The sequence below is a fragment of the Kitasatospora sp. NPDC096140 genome (genome assembly GCF_040303045.1).
Lineage (GTDB): Bacteria > Actinomycetota > Actinomycetes > Streptomycetales > Streptomycetaceae > Kitasatospora.
Genome location: NZ_JBEOUW010000071.1, coordinates 5920 through 28758 on the forward strand (window position 1 = coordinate 5920; position 22839 = coordinate 28758).

18 protein-coding genes and 1 tRNA gene are annotated in these 22839 nt (G+C 73.7%); 8 read left to right on the top strand and 11 right to left on the bottom strand.

Features of this window, described 5'->3' with window-relative positions:
- Positions 1-168: 168 nt before the first annotated feature.
- Positions 169-885, bottom strand: a complete 717-nt coding sequence (locus ABT048_RS39575) for a chitinase (RefSeq protein ID WP_350526492.1) — start codon at positions 883-885, stop codon at positions 169-171.
- 236 nt (positions 886-1121) lie between these two features.
- On the opposite strand from ABT048_RS39575, the gene ABT048_RS39580 reads away from it, so the two are divergent.
- Complete coding sequence (locus tag ABT048_RS39580) at positions 1122-3053, top strand: tetratricopeptide repeat protein (RefSeq protein ID WP_350526493.1); 1932 nt, start codon at positions 1122-1124, stop codon at positions 3051-3053.
- A 65-nt stretch (positions 3054-3118) separates the two neighbouring features.
- Here the strand turns inward: ABT048_RS39580 and ABT048_RS39585 are convergent, their stop codons facing one another.
- On the bottom strand, positions 3119-3313 hold the full coding sequence (locus ABT048_RS39585; RefSeq protein WP_350526494.1) for a DUF6011 domain-containing protein: 195 nt from the start codon (positions 3311-3313) through the stop codon (positions 3119-3121).
- A gap of 60 nt (positions 3314-3373) precedes the next feature.
- On the opposite strand from ABT048_RS39585, the gene ABT048_RS39590 reads away from it, so the two are divergent.
- Positions 3374-4150 carry a TetR/AcrR family transcriptional regulator gene (locus ABT048_RS39590; RefSeq protein WP_350526495.1) on the top strand — a complete coding sequence of 259 codons (777 nt, stop codon included), beginning with the start codon at positions 3374-3376 and terminating at the stop codon, positions 4148-4150.
- Between the two features lie 68 nt (positions 4151-4218).
- Here the strand turns inward: ABT048_RS39590 and ABT048_RS39595 are convergent, their stop codons facing one another.
- A complete protein-coding gene (locus ABT048_RS39595; protein ID WP_502894133.1) occupies positions 4219-4623 on the bottom strand; it encodes a winged helix-turn-helix transcriptional regulator in 405 nt (134 codons plus the stop codon).
- 96 nt (positions 4624-4719) lie between these two features.
- Here ABT048_RS39595 and ABT048_RS39600 point away from each other — a divergent pair, with 96 nt between their 5' ends.
- Both ABT048_RS39600 and rarD read left to right on the top strand, forming a co-directional pair.
- Positions 4720-5574, top strand: coding sequence for an SDR family oxidoreductase (locus ABT048_RS39600; RefSeq protein ID WP_350526496.1), 855 nt, complete (start codon positions 4720-4722; stop codon positions 5572-5574).
- Between the two features lie 221 nt (positions 5575-5795).
- Positions 5796-6773, top strand: coding sequence for an EamA family transporter RarD (gene rarD / locus ABT048_RS39605; RefSeq protein WP_350526497.1), 978 nt, complete (start codon positions 5796-5798; stop codon positions 6771-6773).
- Positions 6774-6813: 40 nt separating this feature from the next.
- Here the strand turns inward: rarD and ABT048_RS39610 are convergent, their stop codons facing one another.
- The 3 genes from ABT048_RS39610 to ABT048_RS39620 are packed head-to-tail and all read right to left on the bottom strand — an operon-like array spanning position 6814 to position 10024.
- Positions 6814-7686 carry an ABC transporter permease gene (locus ABT048_RS39610; RefSeq protein WP_350526498.1) on the bottom strand — a complete coding sequence of 291 codons (873 nt, stop codon included), beginning with the start codon at positions 7684-7686 and terminating at the stop codon, positions 6814-6816.
- Positions 7673-8752, bottom strand: coding sequence for an ABC transporter ATP-binding protein (locus ABT048_RS39615; RefSeq protein ID WP_350526499.1), 1080 nt, complete (start codon positions 8750-8752; stop codon positions 7673-7675). Before ABT048_RS39615 ends, ABT048_RS39610 begins: the two co-directional genes overlap by 14 nt.
- A 3-nt stretch (positions 8753-8755) precedes the next feature.
- Positions 8756-10024: a LolA family protein gene (locus ABT048_RS39620; RefSeq protein ID WP_350526500.1), complete on the bottom strand. Its 1269-nt coding sequence runs from the start codon at positions 10022-10024 to the stop codon at positions 8756-8758.
- A gap of 181 nt (positions 10025-10205) precedes the next feature.
- Here ABT048_RS39620 and ABT048_RS39625 point away from each other — a divergent pair, with 181 nt between their 5' ends.
- On the top strand, positions 10206-12794 hold the full coding sequence (locus ABT048_RS39625) for a bifunctional FO biosynthesis protein CofGH (protein ID WP_350526501.1): 2589 nt from the start codon (positions 10206-10208) through the stop codon (positions 12792-12794).
- Positions 12795-12977: 183 nt separating this feature from the next.
- Positions 12978-14093 carry an ADP-ribosylglycohydrolase family protein gene (locus tag ABT048_RS39630; RefSeq protein ID WP_350526502.1) on the top strand — a complete coding sequence of 372 codons (1116 nt, stop codon included), beginning with the start codon at positions 12978-12980 and terminating at the stop codon, positions 14091-14093.
- Positions 14094-14174: 81 nt separating this feature from the next.
- Here the strand turns inward: ABT048_RS39630 and ABT048_RS39635 are convergent, their stop codons facing one another.
- The 3 genes from ABT048_RS39635 to ABT048_RS39645 form a co-directional block, all read right to left on the bottom strand.
- Positions 14175-14390 carry a DUF397 domain-containing protein gene (locus tag ABT048_RS39635; protein ID WP_350526503.1) on the bottom strand — a complete coding sequence of 72 codons (216 nt, stop codon included), beginning with the start codon at positions 14388-14390 and terminating at the stop codon, positions 14175-14177.
- Positions 14387-15250 carry a helix-turn-helix domain-containing protein gene (locus ABT048_RS39640; protein ID WP_350526504.1) on the bottom strand — a complete coding sequence of 288 codons (864 nt, stop codon included), beginning with the start codon at positions 15248-15250 and terminating at the stop codon, positions 14387-14389. The genes ABT048_RS39635 and ABT048_RS39640 overlap by 4 nt, the downstream gene beginning before the upstream one ends.
- A 635-nt stretch (positions 15251-15885) precedes the next feature.
- The gene (locus ABT048_RS39645; protein ID WP_350526505.1) at positions 15886-16632 is read right to left on the bottom strand and encodes a GOLPH3/VPS74 family protein; all 747 of its coding nucleotides are present in this window, start codon (positions 16630-16632) and stop codon (positions 15886-15888) included.
- 297 nt (positions 16633-16929) lie between these two features.
- Here ABT048_RS39645 and ABT048_RS39650 point away from each other — a divergent pair, with 297 nt between their 5' ends.
- Complete coding sequence (locus ABT048_RS39650; RefSeq protein WP_350526506.1) at positions 16930-19452, top strand: hypothetical protein; 2523 nt, start codon at positions 16930-16932, stop codon at positions 19450-19452.
- A 160-nt stretch (positions 19453-19612) separates the two neighbouring features.
- On the opposite strand, the gene ABT048_RS39655 is transcribed toward ABT048_RS39650, so the two are convergent.
- Positions 19613-21148: a glycosyltransferase family 39 protein gene (locus tag ABT048_RS39655; RefSeq protein ID WP_350526507.1), complete on the bottom strand. Its 1536-nt coding sequence runs from the start codon at positions 21146-21148 to the stop codon at positions 19613-19615.
- A 176-nt stretch (positions 21149-21324) separates the two neighbouring features.
- Between ABT048_RS39655 and ABT048_RS39660 the strand changes: the two genes are divergently transcribed.
- Positions 21325-21397: transfer RNA gene (locus tag ABT048_RS39660), tRNA-Arg, on the top strand.
- A 459-nt stretch (positions 21398-21856) separates the two neighbouring features.
- Here ABT048_RS39660 and ABT048_RS39665 read toward each other — a convergent pair.
- Complete coding sequence (locus ABT048_RS39665; RefSeq protein ID WP_350526508.1) at positions 21857-22735, bottom strand: carbon-nitrogen hydrolase family protein; 879 nt, start codon at positions 22733-22735, stop codon at positions 21857-21859.
- Between the last annotated feature and the right edge of the window lie 104 nt (positions 22736-22839).

The window sequence follows — 22839 nt, forward strand, 5'->3', positions numbered from 1 at the left end:
GCGCGCGGCCCCGCGCGGGCGTCCACACCGCGGGGGCCCGGCCCCCCCCCCACCATTTTTTCGCGCCCCCCCGGGGGGGGGCCGCCCCCCCCGCCCCCCACCCCACTCCGCGTCAGCGAGGGCTCAGGGCCTCACCGGCGCCGCACCGAGACCTCGGCGCTGCGCCGATCAGCAGGAGATGTTGCCGCCGCCGACGTCCGTGCCCAGGGTGCCGACGAACTTCCGGTAGAGGTTGATGCGGTCGTTGCGCTGGTCGGGGTTCTTGCCGTTGCACTCCAGGGCGCCGTTGATGCTGCGGATGGTCTCGCCGAAGCCCCTGTTGTTGACGATGGCGTCGTGCGCGGTCATCCGTCCGGCGCCGTTCTGGCTGTTCCAGAACCAGAGGGCGGTCTTCCAGGAGGTGGCCGGGTTCCTCTCGACCTGGTACGGGTCGTGCAGCAGGTCGATGTGCAGGGCGTCGCCGGCGGCCTTGTAGTTGAAGTTCCAGCTGAGCTGCAGCGGGCCGCGCCCGTAGTACGCGGACTGCCCGGCCGGGCATCCGTAGGGCTGCGAAGTGTCGCAGTAGTGCGGGTAGTTGGCCTTGTTCTGCTCGACGACGTACTTCAGGCCGCCGGTTTCGTGGCTGACGTTGGCGAGGAAGGCGGCGGCCTCGCGCTTGCGGGTGGCGGTGTCGCCGGTGGCGGCGAACTTCGGGTAGGCGTTCAGCGCGTCGACCAGGCCCTTGTACGTGTAGAAGGGGTTCCGGCTCGGGAACATCTGGTTGAACTGGGACTCGCTGACCACGAACGAGCCGGCGGCGGACGCCGGGGCGGTCTGACCGGCGAGGGCGAGGGTGCTCAGGACGGCGGCCGAGGCGGCCAGCGACACGGTGCGCGAAAGCTTCATCGGATCCTCGATGTGTCCTCGATCGACAGGGGGACGGCGGCACTTCGGCTGCGAAGCGCCTCGGCCATCGTGGTGGCAGGTGGCCGCGAGTTGCACGCCTCGGAGGTCTGAACCACTCGTAAGGGCCGTATCCGATCGGAGAGTTGGCCGGAGTTCACCGTCAGGCTGATCACCGGGGCGTCGCCCGCACCGGATAGCCTCGTCCGGATCGAGACGACGCAACCGGGGGGCAAGGCATGGGCGGTCACACCGACGACGAGGGCGATGCCCGGCTGGCCGCCGAGGGGGAGGTCGCGGTCGCCCGGCTGGCGATCGACTCCGGCGAGCTCGACCACGCCGCCGACCACCTCTCCGACGCCATCCTCGCCGACCCGCAGCTGCCCGAACTGCACGAGGCGCTGGCCGAGTTGTCCGCCGCTGCCGGCGGTCCGGCGGCCGCGCGCGAGCTGTTCCCGCTGGACGGTGAGGTGTACCTCGGCACGGTCGTCTGCCGCGCCCACGTGGAGGCGGCCGCCGGGGACTGGGACGCCGCCGTCGGCCTGCTCGCCTCCGCCATCCAGTACGAGCCGGCCCGGCCCTGGGCGCACACCGCCTGGCTGGCCCGGGAGGACCTGCCCGGCCTCGTCGACCCGGACGCCGTCGCCCAGGCGGTGGCCCGCGCGGCCGGCGCCCTGCCCGACCCGCTCCCCGCCGAACTGGCCGAGTCCGTACGGCCCTTCGACGTGTTCGTGCAGGCCGTGCTGGCCCGTCACGGCGACCACGCGCTGCTGCTGGCGATGGCCTCCGGCCTGACCCGGCGGCTCGGCGCCACCGCCCACGCCGTCGAGCTCGCCGAACGGGCCCATCGCGCGGCACCCGGGTACCTGCCCGCCGTGATGCTGGGCAACGCCCTGCGCGCCGACGGCCGTCCGGAGCGCGCCCTCGCGGTCTGGGAGGCCGAGTTGGAGCGGGTCGCGCCGGACCGGGACAACTCCAGCAGCTACCTCGCCGTCGACGTGGCCGAGTTGTACGGCGCCCTCGACCGCCCCGCCGAGGGCCTGCCCTGGCTGGACCGGGTGCTCGCCACCGAGCCCGACCACCCCAAGGCGGCCCCGGCCCGGTACGGCCTGCGGCACGCCCTGGACGGCGACCCGGCGCACCTGCTGGGCCTGGCCGACCACCACCGCGCCCACCCCGACCACGAGTACGCCCAGGACGTCCTGGCCCGGTTGAGCCATCAGGAGCCCTGGCTCGGCATGGTTCCGGGCACGCCCGAGGCCACCGTCAACCTGCTGCACCAGGTCCTCGCGGCGCCCGACACCGACCGCGGGACGGCGATCGACTGCAACGTCTCCACCCTCGAACCGCCCAGCTCGCAGCTCGCCCTCCACCTCGCGCTGCCGCTGTGCGCCGTCGTCTACCAGTCCGTCGACGAACCCGACCCCCGGCGGCCGCTGACCGCGACCGCCACCCGGGTCTGGGCCTGGGAGGGCACCGACCCCAGGCCCGCCGTCGCCCCGCCCGCGCCGGAGAGCGCCGAACTCGTCCGCGCCACCGCCGGGATCGTCTGGCCGACGGTCCCGGCCGCGTACGACCACGCCGTCCGCCTCGCCGGGTTGTCGCTCGACGACCTGCTCGGCGTCCTGACCCACCCGCCGCTGCCGCCCGAGGACGAACTCGGCCGGGCCCTGCTCGCCCACCAGCCCGAGCTGTGGGTGCGTGCCGTCCAGTCCTTCGCCTGCCTCGGCATCGCCCACCACCGCACCGACCAGCCGTGGCCGGAGTCGGAGCGCCGCCGGGTGCTGCTCGACCTGCTGCTCGGCCCGGAGGACTGGGTCGCCGAGGCGGCCGGCTTCGCGCTGGTCGCCATCGGCTGGACGCACCCGGAGGCCCGCGCCGACATCGCCGCGCAGCTCCGGCGGCGGCTGCACTACTGCGTCGACGCCCGGCGGGTGCGCGTGGTGACGATCCTGCGCTCGGTGTGCCGACTGGTGCTCGCCGCGCCCTGGGTGTCGCCCGCCGACCGCGACCTCGCGCGGGCGGCCATCCGCGCCGAGGACGCCGCCGACACCCCGAAGTCCGAGCCCGACCCGGCGCCCGAGCCCGAGCCTGACCCGGCACCCGAGCCGGAACGGCCCCCGGGACCGCAGCGCCTCGGCTTCCTCGGACGGTTGCTCGGCCGCGGCTGACCCCGCACCGGCGCCGCACCGGCCTCGCGCAAACCCCGCACTGACTCCGCCTCACCCCCGAGCGGCTACCCGACGCCCGGCAGCGGATCCTGGTCGACGTCGAACCGCGCGACCCGCTCCGCAGGGTCGCGGCACTCCGGCCCCAGCCGCAGCATCCGCGACTCCGGGTCGTGCAGCGGTCGGTGACAGCGGCGGCAGGTCACCCGGGCGCGGAGGGCCTGCGCGGTGTCCGTACCGGGGAGCGGCTCAGGGCTGGTCATGGGGAGACGGTAGCGGTCCGGCCGTTCGGGGCCCCCGGGGATGCGTGAAACGATGACCCCATGGCCACCGACCGCAGCAGCGCAGGAGATCCGGCGCGCACCCTCGCCCTGCTCTGGGGGCTCACCGCCGAGGAGAAGCCCGGTCGGCGCGGGCCCAGGCAGGCGCGCTCGACCGGTGAGATCGCCGCCGCCGCGGTCGCCGTGGCCGACGCCGAGGGCGTGGACGCCGTCACCATGCGCCGGGTCGCCCAGGAGCTCGGGCTCTCCCCGATGGCGCTCTACACCTACGTGCCCGGCAAGGCCGAGCTGCTCGACCTGATGCTGGACACCGTCTACGCGACCATGCCCCGCAGCGCCCCCGCCGGCGACGGCTGGCGCGCCCGGGTCACCGCCGTCGCGGACGACAACCGCGCGCTGCACCGAGCCCACCCCTGGGTCGCCGCCGTGTCCACCAGCCGCCCGCCGCTCGGGCCCGGCCTGATGGCCAAGTACGAGTACGAGCTGCGTGCCTTCGAGGACACCGGTCTGACCGACGTCGAGCTGGACGCCGCGCTGACCCACCTGCTCGGCTTCGTCCAGACCTGCGCCCGGATGGCCGCCGACGAGCGCGCCGCCCAGCAGGACAGCGCGATGACCGACGAGCAGTGGTGGGCCGCCAACGCCGAGCTGCTGGCCCGGGTCTTCGACCCCGAGCGCTACCCGGTGGCCGCCCGGGTCGGCGCCGCCGCCGGCGAGGCGCACGGCGGCGCGTACAGCCCGGACCACGCCTACGCGTTCGGCCTGGCCCGCGTCCTGGACGGCCTGGCAGCCCTCGTCGGCGAGGCCCGGCCGGCCTGACCGCGCAGCCCCGCCGCCCCTGCGCCCCTGGGCCCCGGCGCCCCGGCCACCCCCGCCGCCCCGGCGGATCAGCGAGGCCTGGCGTCGTACTCCTCGCGGGCCTCGGAGACGGCGCACATCCGGGCCTCCACCCAGTGCGCGAGCGCCGAGACGTACTCGGCCGCCTCCATGCCGAGCGGGGTGAGGCTGTAGTCCACCCGGGGCGGGATCACCGGGTGCGCCTCCCGCAGGACCATGCCGTCCCGCTCCAGCGTCTGCAGGGTCTGCGCGAGCATCTTCTCGCTGACCCCGGCCACCCGGCGGCGGAGCTCGCTGAAGCGGTAGCCGCGTTCCCGCAGGGCGATCAGCACCAGGACCCCCCACCGGCTGGTGACGTGCTCCAGCACGCCCCGGGAGGGGCACATCCGGTCGTAGACGTCGGGCACCCGGTCCAGCAGCGACCGGTCCTCCTCGACTACCTCGATTACCTGCATGTCAGTACCGTACTTCAAAGTGCGTACTATCCAGAAGTTAGTGCCCTCCCTAGGGTGAGTTTCGAAGACACCGGAACACCCACAGGGAGCAGAACCATGTACGTCGTCACCGGAGCCACCGGACAGCTCGGCCGCCTGGTCGTGGAGGGCCTGCTGGCGGCCGTGCCGGCGAGCGAGATCGCGGTCGTGGTCCGCTCGGCAGCCAAGGCCGAGGAGTGGGCGGAGCGGGGTGTCCGGGTCCACGAGGCGGACTACGGCCGGCCCGAGACGCTCGCCGGGGCCTTCGCGGCCGGTGACCGGGTGCTGCTGATCTCCGGGAACGAGTTCGGCAGCCGGGTGGCCCAGCACGGTGCGGTGATCGAGGCGGCCAAGGCCGCCGGGGTGGCGCTGCTCGCGTACACCAGCATCCTGGGCACGGCGACGTTCCGGCTGGGCGACGAGCACAAGGCGACCGAGGAACTGCTCCTCGCCTCCGGCCTGCCGTACGCGCTGCTGCGCAACGGCTGGTACACCGAGAACTACCTGGGCGACGTGGCCGGCACGCTGGAGCGGGGCGTGGTGCTCGGCAGCGCCGGGGACGGCCGGGTGGCGACCGCCCCGCGCCGGGACTACGCGGACGCGGCGGTGGCGGTCCTGACGGGCGAGGGCGACGGCCACGAGAACAAGGCGTACGAGCTGAGCGGTGACGCGGCCTGGAGCCTGTCCGAGCTGGCCGCCGAGCTGGCGGAGGCCTCGGGCAAGCCGGTCGTGCACCGGGACGTCACCCCGGCCGAGCACCGCGAGGTGCTGGTGGGTGCGGGGATGCCGGAGGGCTTCGCCGAGGTGTTCGTCGACGTGGACGCCGGCATCGCCCGCGGAGAGCTGGCCGGCACCCCGGGCGACCTGGCCCGGCTGATCGGCCGCCCGACCGTCCCGCTCGCGGAGTCCGTCCGCGCCGCACTGACGGTCTGAGCCTTCCGAGCGGATCGCCCGGGCGCTCGCGTCGACCCGCCCGGTCGGGCGCACCCGTGCCGACCCCGCCCGGCCGGGTGCACCCCCGCGGACCGGCCCGGACGCCGGAAACGTCCAGCATTCAAGCAATGTCATGACCAAAATCCGGAAACGGAGATGACAGCCTGCCCTTCCGCCAGCTACGGTCACCTGACCACACGCGCGCGGAAGGGCACTCGGCCATGCCACAGTCAGAGCAGCAGGACAGCGGCCGGGGCCTCTGGTACGGCTTCGCGGCCTACGGGATCTGGGGGCTCTTCCCGCTGTTCTGGCCGTTGCTGGAGCCGGGCGCCGCCGACGACATCCTGGCCAACCGGATGGTCTGGTCGCTGGTCGCGGTGGTCCTGATGCTGGTCGCCCAGCGGCACTGGGGCTGGATACGCCCACTGCTGCGCCAGCCCCGCCGGCTCGCCATGCTGGCCGGTGCGGCCGCCGTGATCTCCGTCAACTGGGGCGTCTACATCTGGGCCGTTAACTCCGGGCACGTCGTCGAGACCAGCCTCGGCTACTTCATCAACCCGCTGGTCACCATCGCGTTCGGCGTCCTGGTCCTCAAGGAGCGGCTGCGCGTCGCGCAGTGGACGGCGGTGGGCGTCGGCGCACTCGCCGTCGCGGTGCTGAGCGTCGCGTACGGGCAGCTGCCGTGGATCGCGCTCACCCTCGCGTTCTCCTTCGCCACCTACGGCCTGCTGAAGAAGAAGGTCGGGCTGAGCGGGCTGGAGAGCCTCGCGGCGGAGAGCGCCTTCATGTTCCCGTTCGCCCTCGGCTACCTGGTCTACCTGGAGCTCAGCGGGCGCGGCACCTTCGGGCACACGGTGCCCGGCTCGTACGGCTGGGGGCACTCCGGGCTGCTGATGCTCAGCGGTGTGATCACCGCGATCCCGCTGCTGTTCTTCGGCGCGGCCGCCGTACGGGTGCCGCTGACCGTGCTCGGGCTGCTGCAGTACCTGGCGCCGGTGTTCCAGTTCCTGATCGGCGTCGCCGTCTTCCACGAGGCGATGCCGCCCGCCCGCTGGGCCGGCTTCGCCCTGGTCTGGGCCGCGCTCGCGCTGCTCACCTGGGACGCGCTGCGCCAGGTGCGGGCCGACCGCGCGGTGCGGGCCGCGACCGTGCCGCAGCCCGCACCCGCGCGGACGGCCGGGGCGGCCGTCACCCGCTGAACGCCGTCACGCGCTGAACGCCGTCACGCGCTGAACGCCGTCACGCGCTGATGTCCCGGCTGGTGAAGCGGGACCAGGCCGCCGAGCCGAACACGGCGACGTAGGCGGCCTGCAGCCCGAGGTTCTTCAGCACGTCGTCCCAGTACATCGGCTGGCGCAGCAGGTCGGAGAAGCTGAGCCAGTAGTGCGTGAACAGGAACGGCCTGATCGCGTCCAGCTGCGGGAAGGCGTCCAGGATCTGGACGGTGATCACCAGCCCGACGGTCGTGGCCATCGCCGCGATGCCGCTGCCGGTGAGCGTGGAGACGAACAGCCCGATCGCGACCAGCCCGGCCAGCGAGGCGGCGACCACGCCGGCCACCAGCACCGCGCGCAGCAGCGCCTCGGTGAAGCCGATGGTGTCACCGGAGATCAGCGTGACCTCGCCGAGCGGGAAGAGCGCGGCGCCGGTGGCCAGTGCCGCGGCCGCGACCGCCGCCGTCGCGGCCAGGCAGAACACCAGCCCGGCGGTGAACTTGGCGGCCAGCAGCCTGGTCCGTCCGGCCGGGGCGACCAGCAGGTAGCGCAGCGTCCCGGTGGCCGCCTCGCCCGCCACCGAGTCACCGGCGACGACGCCGACCGTCATCGGCAGGAAGACCGGCAGCGCGACCGCCAGCGCGGTGAAGACCAGGAACAGCCCGTTCTGGGTGGTCTGCGCGATGAAGCTCGGACCGCCGCCCTCGTGCGGGCTGTCCGTGTTGAGCTTGACGACCACCCCGATCAGGACCGGCAGCACCGCCAGGATCCCCAGCAGCACCTTGGTGCGCAGTCGGCGGAAGGTCAGGTGCAGCTCGTTGCGGAACAGCGCCAGGAACCCGGCCGCCGTCTGCGGCCGCCGGCCCGTACGCGGCGCAAGCGCCTCAGCCCGCGACATCGAAGCCCTCCCCGGTCAGCGCCACGAAGGCGTCCTCCAACGTGCCCCGCTCCAGCCCGAAGCCGTGCACCCGCACCCCGGCCTCCACCAGTGCCGCGCACAGCTTGGGCAGCGCGTCGTCTCCCCGCTCGCCCGGCTCGCCGTCGATCCGGCCCTCGCCGGGCACCAGGGCGGTGACCTGGTGGGCCGCCAGTACCTCGGCGGCCTGCGCCACGTCCGGGGTGCGGACCACCAGCCGGCCCTGCGCCCGGGCGGCGAGCTCGGCGACGGTGCCCTGCACCACCAGCCGGCCCCGGGACATCACTGCCGCGTGGGTGCAGACCTGCTCGATCTCGTCCAGCAGGTGCGAGGAGAGGAACACCGTGGTGCCCTCCGCCGCGACCTCCCGGACCAGCGCCCGGATCTCCCGCATGCCCTGCGGGTCCAGTCCGTTGGTCGGCTCGTCCAGCACCAGCAGCTCGCGCGGCTGCAGCAGCGCGGAGGCCAGGCCGAGGCGCTGCTTCATGCCGAGCGAGTACGCGCGGGCCTTCTTGCCCGCGGCGGCGCTCAGGCCGACCCGCTCCAGCGCCGCGTCCACCCGCTGCGGCCGGGTGCGCGGGTCGGCGGTCGGGTCGGCGGAGTCGAACCGGACCAGGTTGTCCCGCCCGGAGAGGAAGCCGTACAGCGCGGGGCCCTCGATCAGCGCGCCCACCCGGGGCAGCACGGAGGCGACGGACTGCGGCATCGACTCGCCGAGGACGGTGGCCACGCCCGCGGTGGGGGCGATCAGGCCCATCAGCATCCGGATGGTGGTGGTCTTGCCGGAGCCGTTGGGGCCCAGGAAGCCGAAGACGGAGCCGCGCGGAACGGCCAGGTCCAGGCCGTCCACGGCGAGCTGGCCGCCCCGGAAGCGCTTGGTGAGGCCGCGGGTCCTGATGACGTCGTCGCCGGCGGAACCGGCGGAACCGGCGGAGGCAGCAGGGGAAGCGGGGGAAGCGGGCGGAACGGGAGCGGGGGCCGGGCGCGATTCGGCGCCCGGACCCCCGGCCGACTCCGTAACGTCCCCCGTTACGGGAGTCTTGGTCATCCGTCAGTTCACCCCGGCGGCGTGCTGCAGGGTCGGCAGGGTGACCGCGCCGGCGAAGACCCGGCCGTCGTCGGTGAGCAGGACGTTGACGACCTTGGTGCCGATCAGGGTGCCGCCGTCGACCTGCTTGCCGAGCGACTTCATCAGCCCCTGCGGGTTCACCGAGCCGCGGCCGCCGTGCTTGCCGTCGCCCTTGCCGTCGCCCTTGGCATCGCCCTTCGGCATCTCGACCGCGCCGCTGGGCAGCTGCGAGGTGAACACGGCCGTCCAGCCCTCGCCGATCACGTTCATGCCCTCGTGGCCCTTGGCATCGCCCTTGGCCTCGCCCTTGCCCGCGGCGTCGCCCTTGCCCGCGGCCTTGCCCCCGGCCGCCGCGTCGTCCGCCTTCTGCTCCGTCACCTTGGCGCCCTTGGGGGCGGTGAAGTCGAAGGTCTTGGCGGCCGGCTTGGCGAAGGACACGTCGGTGAAGTGGACGTCCAGCACGGTGGTGCCGTCGGTGGACTTCACCGCCACCGCCAGCGGCACCCCGTTGTCGGCGGCCACCGAGATCCGGACCTCGGCGATGGTCGAACCGCTCTGGGTCGGCTTCACGCTCAGCTGGTAGGCCTTCTGCCCGGCCACGTTGGCCGTGCCGGCCACGGTGACCGCGGTGGTGCCGGCGCTCGCGGTCAGGAACTGCCGGGCGGCCTCCTGCGGGGTGGTCGGCAGCTCGGACAGCGGGGCCCGGGGGTGCTGGTCGGCGGGCCGGCCGGTCATGTGCACCGCGCTGTTGGACGAGCTGTCCCAGGCCCAGGCCTGGTCGCCGTTGCGGACCACCGTGTAGCCGGCCATGTTCTCCATCATGTCGACCCGCTGGTGCTCCGGGCCGTCCACCGCGACCCGCAGCGTCCGGTCGCCCCCGAGCAGGCCGAGCAGCTTGGCCTGCGGGTAGGCCGACGCGCCCGCCGCGTCCCCGCCGTGCCCGGACGCCGCCGCGCCGAGCCCGCCGGCCATGCCCAGCAGCTGGCTGGGCAGGCCGAGGTCGGTGCTGACGGAGACCGTCCCGGACAGGGCCTGGGTCTGGGAGCCGAGGGCCTTGGCCACCACCTGCTCCGCCGTCAGCGTCGGCAGGTCGGGCGGGGAGTCGGCGGCCAGCGCGGGCACCAGCCCGATCCCCGTGGCGATCACCGCGGCCACCGCCAGCGGCACCCCGGCACGCACCAGGACGTGCCGCCGAGAGCGGTACGGAACGCCGCCGTCCTGGTCGTCCCCCGTCGCCGTCTCATTGGTCATGGCGTACTCAACTCCTCTGCGGACACGTGCGATTGGTCTTGCCCCTCCATTAGAGGCCGCGGCGCCACCGGCGTCATCGCCCTGCAGGGCCAGATCGGGTTGGCCTTCGTGGGTATGCCGACCCTGAGACGGTCTCAGGGTTGCTCATCCCGGGGTACCACCGCTGGCGTAGGGTCGCGCCATGGACGGAACCGCCATGGACGCAAGCAACCCCCCGACCGCGAACGCGATGCGCCGCGCCCTGCGCCGCGCCCGGGACGGCGTCGCCCTCGACGTGACCGAGGCCGCCGTACTGCTGCAAGCCAGAGGCGAGGACCTGCAGGACCTCTGTTCGAGCGCCGCCCGGGTGCGCGACGCAGGTCTCGAAGCGGCCGGCCGTCCGGGCGTCATCACCTACTCCAAGAGTGTGTTCATCCCGCTCACCCGGCTGTGCCGCGACAAGTGCCACTACTGCACCTTCGTCACCGTCCCCGGAAAGCTGCGCCGGGCGGGCCAGGGGATGTTCATGTCCCCCGACGAGGTGCTGGAGGTGGCCCGCCGCGGGGCCGAACTCGGCTGCAAGGAAGCCCTGATCACGCTCGGCGACAAGCCCGAGGACCGCTGGCCCGAGGCCCGCGAGTGGCTGGACGCGCACGGCTACGACGACACCATCGCGTACGTGCGGGCGATGTCGATCCGCATCCTGGAGGAGACCGGGCTGCTGCCGCACCTCAACCCCGGGGTGCTGAGCTGGACGGACTTCCAGCGGCTCAAGCCGGTCTCCGCCTCGATGGGCATGATGCTGGAGACCACCGCCACCCGGCTGTGGAGCGAGCCCGGCGGTCCGCACCACGGCTCCCCGGACAAGGAACCCGCCGTCCGCCTGCGGGTGCTGGAGGACGCCGGACGCAGCTCCGTCCCGTTCACCAGCGGCCTGCTGATCGGCATCGGCGAGACCTACGAGGAGCGCGCCGAGTCGCTGTTCGCGCTGCGCAAGGTCTCCCGCGCCTACCACGGCATCCAGGAGCTGATCCTGCAGAACTTCCGCGCCAAGCCGGACACGGCGATGCGCGGCATGCCGGACGCCGAACTGGACGAGCTGGTCGCCACCGTGGCCGTCGCCCGGCACCTGCTGGGCCCGGCCGCGTGCCTGCAGGCCCCGCCGAACCTGGTGGACGGCGAGTACGAGCGGCTGATCGCGGCCGGCATCGACGACTGGGGCGGGGTCTCCCCGCTCACCCCGGACCACGTCAACCCCGAGCGCCCCTGGCCGCAGATCGAGAAGCTGGCCGAACGCTCGGCGGCGGCCGGCTTCGAGCTGCGCGAGCGCCTCGCCGTCTACCCCGACTACGTGCGCCACGGCGAGCCCTGGCTGGACCCGCGGGTGCTGCCGCACGTCCGCGCGCTGGCCGATCCGGAGACCGGCCTGGCGAACCCGGACGCGGTGGTCCGCGGCCTGCCCTGGCAGGAGCCCGAGGACCTGCCGGAGTCGTACGGGCGGACCGACCTGCACACCACCATCGACACCGAGGGCCGCACCGGGGACCGCCGGGCCGACTTCGAGGACGTGTACGGCGACTGGGAGGTGCTGCGCGAGCAGGTGCTCGCGAAGGGCGCGCCCGAGCGCCTCGCCGGGGACCTCCGGGAGGCCCTGGCGGTGGCGGCCGACGACCCGGTGAAGCTGACCGACGACCAGGCGCTGGCCCTCTTCCACGCGGACGGCCCGGCCCTGGACGCGCTCTGCCGGATCGCCGACGACGTGCGCCGCGCCGCCGTCGGGGACGACGTCACCTACTGCGTCACCCGGAACATCAACTTCACCAACGTCTGCTACACCGGCTGCCGGTTCTGCGCCTTCGCCCAGCGCCGCACCGACGCGGACGCCTACACCCTCTCGCTGGAGCAGGTCGCCGACCGGGCCGCGCAGGCCTGGGAGGTGGGCGCCACCGAGGTCTGCATGCAGGGCGGCATCCACCCGGACCTGCCCGGCACCGCCTACTTCGACATCGCCCGCGCGGTGAAGGAGCGGGTGCCCGGCATCCACGTGCACGCCTTCTCCCCGATGGAGGTCGTCAACGGCGCGACCCGCACCGGCCTCTCGATCCGCGAGTGGCTGCAGCGGGCCAAGGAGTCGGGCCTGGACACCATCCCGGGCACGGCCGCCGAGATCCTGGACGACGAGGTCCGCTGGGTGCTCACCAAGGGCAAGCTGCCGGCCGCGACCTGGGTCGAGGTGGTCACCACCGCGCACGAGCTGGGCATCCGGTCCTCGTCCACGATGATGTACGGGCACGTGGACACCCCGGAGCACTGGCTCGGCCACCTGCGGCTGCTCGCCGGGATCCAGCAGCGGACGGGCGGGTTCACCGAGTTCGTGACCCTGCCGTTCATCCACACCAACGCCCCGGTGTACCTGGCCGGCATCTCCCGGCCCGGCCCGACCGCCCGGGACAACCGTGCCGTGGTCGCGATGGCCCGGCTGCTGCTGCACCCGCACATCCCGAACATCCAGACCAGCTGGGTCAAGCTGGGCGCCGAGGGCGCGGCCGAGATGCTCCGCTCCGGCGCCAACGACCTGGGCGGCACCCTGATGGAGGAGACCATCTCGCGGATGGCGGGCTCGGCGTACGGGAGCTACAAGTCGGTGCGCGACCTGCAGGCGATCGCCGAGGCCGCGGGCCGTCCGCACCGCCAGCGCACCACCACCTACGGTGAGGTGCCGGCCGAGCGCCGTGCCGCGGCGCTGGCCTCGGACGGGCACCTGCCGGAGCTGCTGCCCGTACTGGACTGACCCTGCCGGCCTGACCGTGCGCGCCCCGGCCGCCGCCCGCGCGGCGGCCGGGCCCGGCACCGGGGAAGGGCACTGAAGTTCGAGGGATCCCGTCGATCCGCACGGCCGTCGAAGTACAGTGCGAGGGCGCGCGACCGGCCGAGCGTCGCGTCGCCCCACCCCGAGGAAAGGCGCCCCGTCGTGATGCCACTGTGGTCACGCGCCCAGCAGCAGGACTACCGCAGCCGGGTGCGGGGCTGCCTGCTCGGCGGGGCCATCGGCGACGCGCTCGGCGCCGGCGTCGAGTTCGAGGCGCTGGAGAAGATCCGGGCCCAGCACGGGCCGCAGGGCGTCACCGGCTACGTCCCCGCGTACGGGCGCACCGGCGCCGTCACCGACGACACCCAGCTCAGCCTGTTCACCGTCGACGGCCTCATCCGCGCCCACATCCGGCGCGACACCGGCAGCTGGCACCCGCCCACCGACCTGCACCTGGCCTATCTGCGCTGGGCCGCCACCCAGCGCGACTGGGGCCCGGACGAGCGCCGCCCCGACCTCGGCTGGCTGGGCCGCGAGGAGTGGCTGTACGCCCAGCGCGCGCCCGGCCAGGGCAGCCTGTCCGGCCTCACCGGGCCCGACGCCGAGCGGCTCGGCACCGTGGAACGGCCCAAGAACCCGCACTCCAAGGCCTGCGGGACGGTGGTGCGGGCGGCGCCGTTCGGGCTGCTCACCACCTGGGAGCCGGGCCTGGTGTTCCAGCTCGCCGTCGAGTGCTCGGTGCTCACCCACGGCCACCCGACCGGCTACCTCGCGGCGGGCGCGTTCGCGGTGATCGTCCAGGCGGTGGCCCGCGGCGGCACCCTGGAGGAGGGCGTCCACCTCGCGCTCGCCCTGCTCTCCGAGCGGCAGGCGCACGAGGAGACCACGGCCGCGCTGCGGGCCGCGCTGGACGCCGTCCGGGCCGGCGAGCCCTCCGCCGACCGGGTCGAGGCGCTGGGGGAGGGCTGGGTCGCCGAGGAGGCACTGTCGATCGCGGTCTACTGCGCGCTGGTCGCCCACGACGTCCGCTCGGGCCTGCTGCTCGCCGTCAACCACTCCGGGGACAGCGACTCCACCGGCGCGATCTGCGGCAACCTGCTCGGGGTGCTGCACGGGGACACCGCGCTGCCGCCGGGCCTGGTGGCGGGCGTCGAGGGGCGCGCGGCGATCCTCGAACTCGCCGACGACTTCGTGCTGGAGCTGATGCACGGCGCCGAACTGCACGACCGGCAGACGGCGGAGGGCGTCAACTGGGCCGTCCGCTACCCCGTGACGGGCTGAACATCCCGCGAGGGGCCGGGCGCCGACCCCGACGCGCCGGGTGCGGAACCGTGCGGGCGGGTGCGGAACCGCGCGGGCTGGTCAGCCCGGGAGCTCGCCGAAGGCGCCCGTCGCCGCCGCCGTGGCGAAGGCGCTCCAGGCCTCGGTCGAGAAGCGCAGCTGGGGCCCGCGGGGGTCCTTCGAGTCCCGGACGGCCACCGCCCCCGTGCCGGGGACGGCGATCTCCACGCAGGCGCCCTGGCCGCCGCTGTGACTGCTCTTGCGCCATCGGGTTCCGTACTCGGACGGGGTGATCATTCGTGGAATTCCTTTTCGATGTCGGCTATCAGCGACCGGCTCTCCGCGACACCGAGTGCGGCCGCCCTCAGGTAGTCGTACAGACCGGTATAGCGGCGCACATCAGCCTCCTTCTCCAGGTAGAGATCGCTCGTCACACCTTCGAAGTAGACAACCGTGGAATCGGCTGACTCCGGGAACTCCAGCAGGGAGAATGTCCCGGTCATGCCGGGGTGCGCGCCGTGCGAGAACGGGATCACCTGGATGGTGATGTTCGGGCGCAGGCTGAGCTCCAGCATCTGCTGCAGCTGGCGGGCCATCACCGCCTTGCTGCCGACCTCGCGGCGCAGCACCGCCTCGTCTATGACGGTCCACAGGCTGCCCAGCTGGTTCTCGCCGTGGACGCGCTCCTGCCGTTTCATCCGGACCTGCACCCGGCGCTGCACGGCGTTCGCGTCGGTGTCCGGCTGGGTGCCCTCGACCACGGCCTGGGCGTACTGCTCGGTCTGCAGCAGGCCCGGGACGAAGGAGGACTCGTACGCGCGGATCGAGGAGGCCTCGGCCTCCAGGCCGATGTAGACGCTGTAGGGGGTCGGCATGTCGTTGAAGTCGTGCCACCAGCCGCGCTGGCGGGACTCCTTGGCCATCTCCATGAGGCTGGCACGCATCTGGTCGTCGGACACCTTGTACACGTCGCAGAGGTCCCGGACGTCCCGCTGGCTGATGCTGCGGCGACCGTTCTCCAGCCGGCTGATCTTGGACTGGGAGACCATCAGCCGGCCGGCGACCTCCTCGGCCGTCATGCCGAGGCCCTCGCGGAGCTTGCGCAGCTCGGAGCCGAGGCGTCGGCGGCGGACGGTGGGATTGACGTTGGCGGACACTTCGACCTCCGGCCGGACCTCTGGTGATCGTTGGAACGGCAGCCCTCGGAACACTTCGGACATTGGGAGCAACCCCCCTGACTTGGAGCAGCATGTCACCTTGGGCCAGGTCGGCGCCGGGGAATCACAGCAGCGCGGTAGAACAGATCATCGGAATAGCGCTTCCGCGGGACAGTGAAAGCCCCCAGGTGGTAATGCGGCTCGACGACTCGGACAGGTAGTGCGACGGATGTCCCCGGGGGCGCCTCCGCACGTGCCTCCGGCATGTGTGGGAGCCGCGGCCGCAGGCCTCCGGGGACGGCAAGAGGGGCGGTCGCCGGGCGACTTGCGTCGCGGGGCGACCGCCCCTCGGTGCTTCCGGTGGTGCTCGTCGTGCTCGTCGTGCTCGCCGTGCTTGTCGTGCTCGTCGTGACTGTCGTTCGGTCGGCGCGGGTGGCGCTCCTCGTGCTCAAGGTGCCACCGGTACCGTCGTGCGGGTGTGCGTCGGGTCGTGCGTCGGGTCGCTCAGCGCCTCCGGGGGCGCGGGCGATGCGGCCCGCGCCGTCCGGTGTGCCCTCGGGAGCGTCGGACGGCACACCGGGCGCCCGTCCGTCCGTCAGCGGGCCCGGCCACGGGCCCCGGTCGGCGAGCGCCGGTCAGCGGACGCCGACCCGGGAGGCGGGGACCCGCCCGCCCGAACCCCGGCCCGCCGTACGGGAGCCGGCCCGGCCGGCCGCGGGGGCGGGCCCGGTGCCCTGGGAAGAACGGTTCTGCTGCGTCGGCAGGCCGTTCTGCACGTCCATCACGGCGTGCGCGACCATCCCGCCGAGCGGGTCGTACCGGATCAGGTCGCGCAGCCGCGACCGCGAGGACCGGCCCTCGTTGCCCGGGTACAGGTGCTTGCCCAGCCCCACCGAGTGGGCGAGCGCCGCGAGCGCCGCGGTCCGCGGGTCCGGCGGCACACCGGTGCGGATCGCGGTGTCCAACCGCTGCTTGATCGCGGCGTTGGTGCAGTCGTCGGACGCCTGGTACCGGGTCGTCGGCAGCACCCCGCACACCTGGCCCGGCACGGCCGTCACCATGCCGCAGCGCTCCAGGTGCGCCAGATAGGTCTGCCGCAGCCCCAGCCGGGGCCCGCCGATCCAGTGCGCCGCGCGAACCGGACTGCCGCGTCGGCGCAGCAACTCCAGTGCGTGGTCAAGGGTCGGGTCGCCGGTCGGCCGCGCCAGCACGACAGCGATCCGGTCTCCCTCCGGTACGATCCGTCCGGCCAGGGACAGCTCGACGAGCTGGGCCCCGGCGAGTCCGAGGTCGAGGGTCTGCGGCTGCGCCGTGGTACCCGTGGTCGGGTCCAAAGCGAGCAGCAAGAGTTCCTCGGGAACAGTTCTGCGGCTCTTGCCCATCCAAGCCTCCCCGCGTGGATGAGAGACAGGGTGACGCCTCTCACACGGGCTTGTCGAGTACGCCTCCGAATCGTGACCTTGCGGTGAAGGCGCGGAACCGGCGGCCTCGGGCCCGGCGTCTGACCGGTGAACGGACCGCGGTGCGGCCGAGCGATGGCAATAAGCGCCGGTCGGGCGGGGTGTGCGCGGTGGGAACGGCCGTCGGTGGCGGAGACTGTACAGGTACACGGGGCGGGGCGTCGGCTTCCCGAAATCGGGTTCGCCGGTGCCCCACGGGCGTTGAGGAGGCTGGGATACGTGGGCGAGTCCCCCGACAGGGTGCTGAGGGACGGCGAGCGGGAGCAGGGCCGCGAACGCGAACGGGCCGGTACGACGGCCGGTGCCGCCGAGGGCGGTTCCGGCCCGGCGGCTGCCGGGGCGTCAGCCGCGACCTCCTCGGACGGTTCGTCGGACAGCTCGGCGTCGACCTCGGGCGAGGCGCCCGCGAAGGCAGCCGCGAAGCCGTCCTCGGAGTCGTCCGCGGCGGCGCCCGCGAAGGCCTCGGCGGAGGTGTCCGCGAAGGAGCCTGCGAAGGAGCCCGCGAAGGAGTCCGGCGACGCTCCGGTGGCCGGGGCCAAGGGCGGCTCGACCGTACAGCTCCGCGTCCGGGATGTGGACAGCAAGACGACGATGCTGCGGCTTCCGGTGGACAACAAGACCACCGCGCTGCGGCTGCCCGACGAGCTGGTGAAGGCCGCCGGTAACGGGAGTTCCGGTGATGAGGGGGAGAAGAAGGAAGCCCCGTCGGCGGACGCCGAGTCGAAGAAGCCCGCCGAGCGCCCGTCCGTCGCCGACCCGCGTCTCGCCATGCGGACGAAGGCTGCGGTGGCGGACAAGGCCGAGGGGAAGCCCGAGGACAAGGCAGCGGACAAGGCAGCGGACAAGGCGGCCGAGCCCGCCGGAGCCGCAGCCGGGTCCGAGTCCGCGCCGGCCGCCAAGGCCGCCAAGGACGCCAAGGCCGTTGAGGACGGGAAGGCCGCCTCAGCCGCCGAAGCCGTCGCGGACGGGAAGGCCGAGGAGACCGGCAAGGCGGCGAAGGCCGAGGAGACCGGGAACTCCACGAAGGCCGACGGCGCCGCAGCCCCCGCCGAGACCACCGAGGAAACGGACGGATCCGAGCAAGCCGAGGAGGCCGACGAACCCGAAGGCCCCTCCGCCGAGGACTCTCCCGCCGCCGACGCCGCCCCCGTCACGCTGACCGAGACCGGGCAGCCCGGTCAGAAGGCGGGGCAGGCCGAGAAGCTGGAGAAGCCCAGGCCGCTGCGCGCCGCCGCCGCGTCCGCGGCCGGCACCGTGCCCGAGCCGCCGGCGCCGGCCCCCGTACCGGAGCCCGAGCCGACGCCCGGCCCGGAGCCGCTGCCGAAGCCGGCCCCCAAGCCCGCGCCCGGACCCGCGCCGGCCCCGAAGCCGCTGCCCCGGCCCGACCCGCGGCCGGTCCCGCCGGTCCCGCCGCTGCCCCGGCCCGAGCCGCTGCCCTCCCCGGAGCCGCTGCCCTCGCCCGAGAACACCGCGGAGGCGATGGAGGTCCTGGCCTCCCTCAACTCCCGCCCGGTCTCGCCGCTGCGTCGCGCCTTCAAGCGGGTGACGATCTGGACCGTCTTCATCGCCGTGGTGCTCGGCGCCCTCGCGGTGGCCCAACTGCTGCGTCCGCTGCCGGACGCCAAGGCGAAGATGACCGCCGCGGGCAGCTTCAGCTTCTCCGGTGACCAGCTCGACCTCGCCTGGCCGGCCAAGGGCCAGTCCGCCGCCGAGGTGGTCGGGGTCGGCAGCCTCGGCAGCTCGGGCCCGGAGACGCCGGCCTCGATCGCCAGCGTCACCAAGGTGATGAACGCCTACCTGATCCTGCAGAAGTACCCGCTGAAGAAGGGCGAGAGCGGCCCGAAGATCGTCGTCGACAAGCAGGCCGCGCAGGAGTCCGGCAACGTCGACGAGTCGAAGGTCACGCTCACCGAGAACCAGGTGCTCACCGAGTACCAGGCGCTGGAGCTGCTGATGCTGCCCTCCGCCAACAACGTGGCCCGGCTGCTCGCCCGCTTCCACTCCGGATCCGAGGACGCGTTCGTCAAGGTCATGAACGACACCGCCTCCAAGTTCGGCATGACCAACACCATCTACGCGGACCCGGCGGGCTACAACTCGGACACCAAGTCCACCGCCAAGGACCAGCTGAAGCTGGCCGAGCAGGTCATGCAGGACGAGATCTTCCGGCAGATCGTCTCCACCCCGGAGACCAACTTCAACAACGTGAAGATCCCCAACACCAACAACCTGATCAACCCGAAGACCGGCGTGATCGGCGTCAAGACCGGTTCCAGCACCCCGGCCGGCGGCTGCCTGATGTGGGCCGCGTACAAGGAGATCGGCGGTGTGAAGCGGCTGATCCTCGGTGTCACCCTGGGCCAGCCGGCCACCTCGCCCGCTCCGGGCGACGGCATCCTGCCGACCGTGCTGAAGGTCAGCGGCAAGCAGATCCAGGCCGCGCAGAACGGCGTGACCGGCCAGACCGTGGTGAAGAAGGGCGACGTCGTCGGCTCGGTGGACGACGGTCTCGGCGGCTCGGTCCCGCTCGTCGCGACCAAGGACCTGGTGGTGGCCGGCTTCCCGGGGATCTCGGGCACGGTCACCCTGGACGCGGCGAAGATCGGCCACAGCGAGCAGGCCGGCAAGGAGGTCGGCACGCTGCAGGTGGGTACCGGCGACAACAAGGTGGAGGTCCCGGTGGCCCTCCAGTCGGACCTCAACCCGCCGTCCATCCAGTCCCGCCTGCTGCGCATGCTGTGAGGCACTGACGTCGCCGAGCGGCCGAGCGGCTGGGCCACTGAGCCGCCGCGACGCCGCGACGCCGAGCCGACGGAGAAACGCCGAAGGGGAGCCGGTCCGTACCGGCTCCCCTTCGGCGTTCGTGGCCCGTGGCCCGCGCCCTGCGCCCTCCCACCCGCGCCTACGTGTCGCGGTCGAGCAGCGCGAGCGTGAACCCGCCGAGCGGCGTGACCTGGTCCGGGTCGCCGTACTGCGTGCGGAGCAGCTGCGCCTGGTCCGTCGGCATGGCGCCCAGCGGGTCCGCGGTGTCACCGAGGACCAGCAGCCAGATCCGGGACACCGAGCCCAGGCAGTCCTCCGGCTTCGTGCAGGCGACCGGCGACAGGTCCTCCGCGTCGTCGGCGCTCTGCGCGACGAACACCGGGTACGGGTGGACGTCCGACGGCAGGTAGTGGCTGACGCCCGGCCAGACCATCGCCCAGGACTGGTTGCCCAACGGGGCCGCCATCCCGTCCCCGGAGTGGTAGCCGACGGCGATCGTCCGGGCGGCCACCCGGAACGGCTCCTCCGAGCCGGTGTGCGAGCCCACGTACCGGATCGCGGGCTGCCTGGGCAGCGCCGCCACGGCCGGTACGGCGAGCATGCCCGCCGCCACCACCCCGGCCACCGCCACGGCCCTGCGGGGCGCCGGACCGCGTCGGACCAGGGCCGCCACCGCACCGTAGGCCGCACCGACCCCGCCCCCGGCCAGCACCGCCCACGCGGGCACCGTGAACAGCAGGTACCGGTCGATGAAGTACGAGGTCTCCCCGAGGCGGGACACCAGCCAGACGCTCACCACCGGCAGCTCGGCGAGCAGCAGCGCCTGCCAGGCCTGCAGCCGCCGACCCGGCAGGGCCAGCGCCGGGACGGCCAGCAGCACGAAGGCGTAGAACACCAGGTGCGAGCCGAACAGGGACTCGCCGAAGCGGGCCAGGCCGCGCAGCGACGGCGTGGCGATCCAGCCCAGCTGCCGGTCCGACTGGCGGCTGCCCAGCAGCACCACCGGCAGCACCGGCAGCGCGGCCACCACGACCGCCAGCGGGTACTGCCACAGCAGCCGCCGGTCCGTCGCCTCCCGGGTGCGCCACAGGTGCAGTCCGACCAGGGCGGCCTGCCCGGCCACCGTGCTGAACGACACCAGGTGTCCCGCACCCGCCAGCGCCATGGCCGCGCAGTACGGCGCCCAGCGCCGCCAGGTCGGCCGCTCCAGGGCCCGCAGCAGGAAGTAGGTCGCGGCCGCGATCGCACAGGTCACCAGCGCGTACGAGCGCGCCTCCTGGGCGTAGCGGGAGACCAGCGGCGGCACCGCGAACAGCAGGCCGGCCCCGATCGCCGCGACCCGCCCGCCGAACAGCCGCCGGGCGGTGAGCGCCACGAACGCCGCGGCGCCCGCCATGGCCAGCACGGACGGAATCCGCAGTGCCACCGCCGAGTCGCCGAAGACCGCGGTCCAGCCGTGCATCAGCAGGTAGTAGGCGCCGTTGCTGGCGTCGATGTGCTGGAGCAGCCGCAGCATGTCGCCCAGCGAGCGGGTGGCCACCGTCGAGGTCGCGATCTCGTCCCGCCACAGGTCCGGGGTGCCCAACCGGTACGCCCCCACGGCCAGCATCACCAGCGCGGGCCACAACCACACCGGCCCCAGCAGTCGGCCGACCGGGCGCACAGCAGGTCTCATCGGGTCCTTCGTCTCCTTCGCGCGGGGTGCCCCGGCGGATCAGGCACTTCCCGGCAGGCTACTTGACCCGGGCTGACGCCTCGTCGGCACCCGCACCCCACCCGTGACCCGTCCGCCACCCCGCTCCCCACCCCCGATCCGGTACGCTGTGAACGGCCTCGCCACAACCGGGCCACGCCTCAGTAGCTCAGGGGATAGAGCACGGCTCTCCTAAAGCCGGTGTCGCAGGTTCGATTCCTGTCTGGGGCACAGCACAGAACGCAGTCGCAGGCCCCCGCCCACTCCGGGCGGGGGCCTGCGCCGTTTCCGGCCCGGTGCTTCGCCGGCGGACCGGTCCCAGGGGCGCCGTACCCCTCGGGGAGGAGCCGCCGGGGCCGGTGGTCCGTCCACGGAGTGATCATGGAGCAGACCCCAGGCGGTCCTGCTCGCCCTGGCCCTGACCGTCCTGACCGTCCTGACCGTCCTGACCGGCCTCGCCGCGGCCGTCCTCCCCGTCCGCCGGGGCGGCCGGATCTTGGCGGTGGCAGCGGCGTGGGCCGAGGGCGGGTCCCGTCGGGCGGGCCGACCGATCGGGCGGGGGTGAACTCCGGAGCCGGGACGTTGACTTCCCGGCCCGCGGACCGCCCGAGCGGGCTCCCCGGGGCCGCCGCCGCGGCCCGGCCCCGGCGGGTCGGGCCGGGCCGGACGTCGGTCGGGGCGCTCGCCGGGTCAGGCCAGGGTGACGTGGGTGCGCGGCGCGGCCGGCTGTCCGGCGGCGAGGGCGAGGTCGGCGAGCAGGGTCTCGTTCTCGCGGGTGGTGCGCAGGACGGCGGGGTCCAGGTCGACGACGACGACCTCGCGCCGGTCCTCGCTCGCCTCGGCGATCAGGCGGCCGTCCGGGCCCCACACCGCGCTGCCGCCGCAGGTGTGCCAGGGGCCGGTCCGGCCGATGTGGTTGGCGAGCACCGTGTAGAGGGTGTTGTCGAGTGCGCGGGCGGGGAACCACGTGCGGGACTCGTGGTGGCCGTGGCCCCTGCTGAACAGTGCGCCGACCAGGTAGGCGTGGCAGCCGTCGAGCACGGCGGCACGGGCGTGCTCGGGGAAGCCGGAGTCGTAGCAGATGCCGAGCCCGAGTCGCCAGCCGTCCAGCTCCAGGGTGCAGCCGGCCCTCCCGGGGCGGTAGAGGTCGCGTTCGCTCTTGAACAGGTACTGCTTGTCGTAGCGGGTGACGAAGCCGCCGTCCGAGCCGAGGACGAGGGCGGAGATCCGCAGGTCGGCACCGTCCTGCACGGCGGCGCCGACCACGGCGACGGTCCCCGTCTCGCGGCACGCCTCGGCGATCGGTGCGAGGCGCGGGTCGCCGTTCTGGACGGTGTACTTGAGCGGGTCGGCGCGGATCAGCTCGGGCTCGTACCCGGAGAGGAACTTCTCGGTGAACAGCACCAGGCGGGCGCCGGCACCGGCCGCCTCGCGGATCAGCGCGGCGGCCTGCTCGGCGTTGGCGGATATGTCGCCGGCCACGGCCTGGGTCTGGACGGTGGCGATCCGCAGCGGCCGCCCGGGGTGTCCGGCGGGCTGGGTGGGGGCGGGAGCAGGGGTGGTGGACATGGCGGTCACGCTAGCCCCGGACTTCGCACATAACGAGTTCGGATGATGTGGTGATGCGACCGGTGTCCCGGCGGGGTGCCGGTCGTTGAACCCGACGTGCCGAT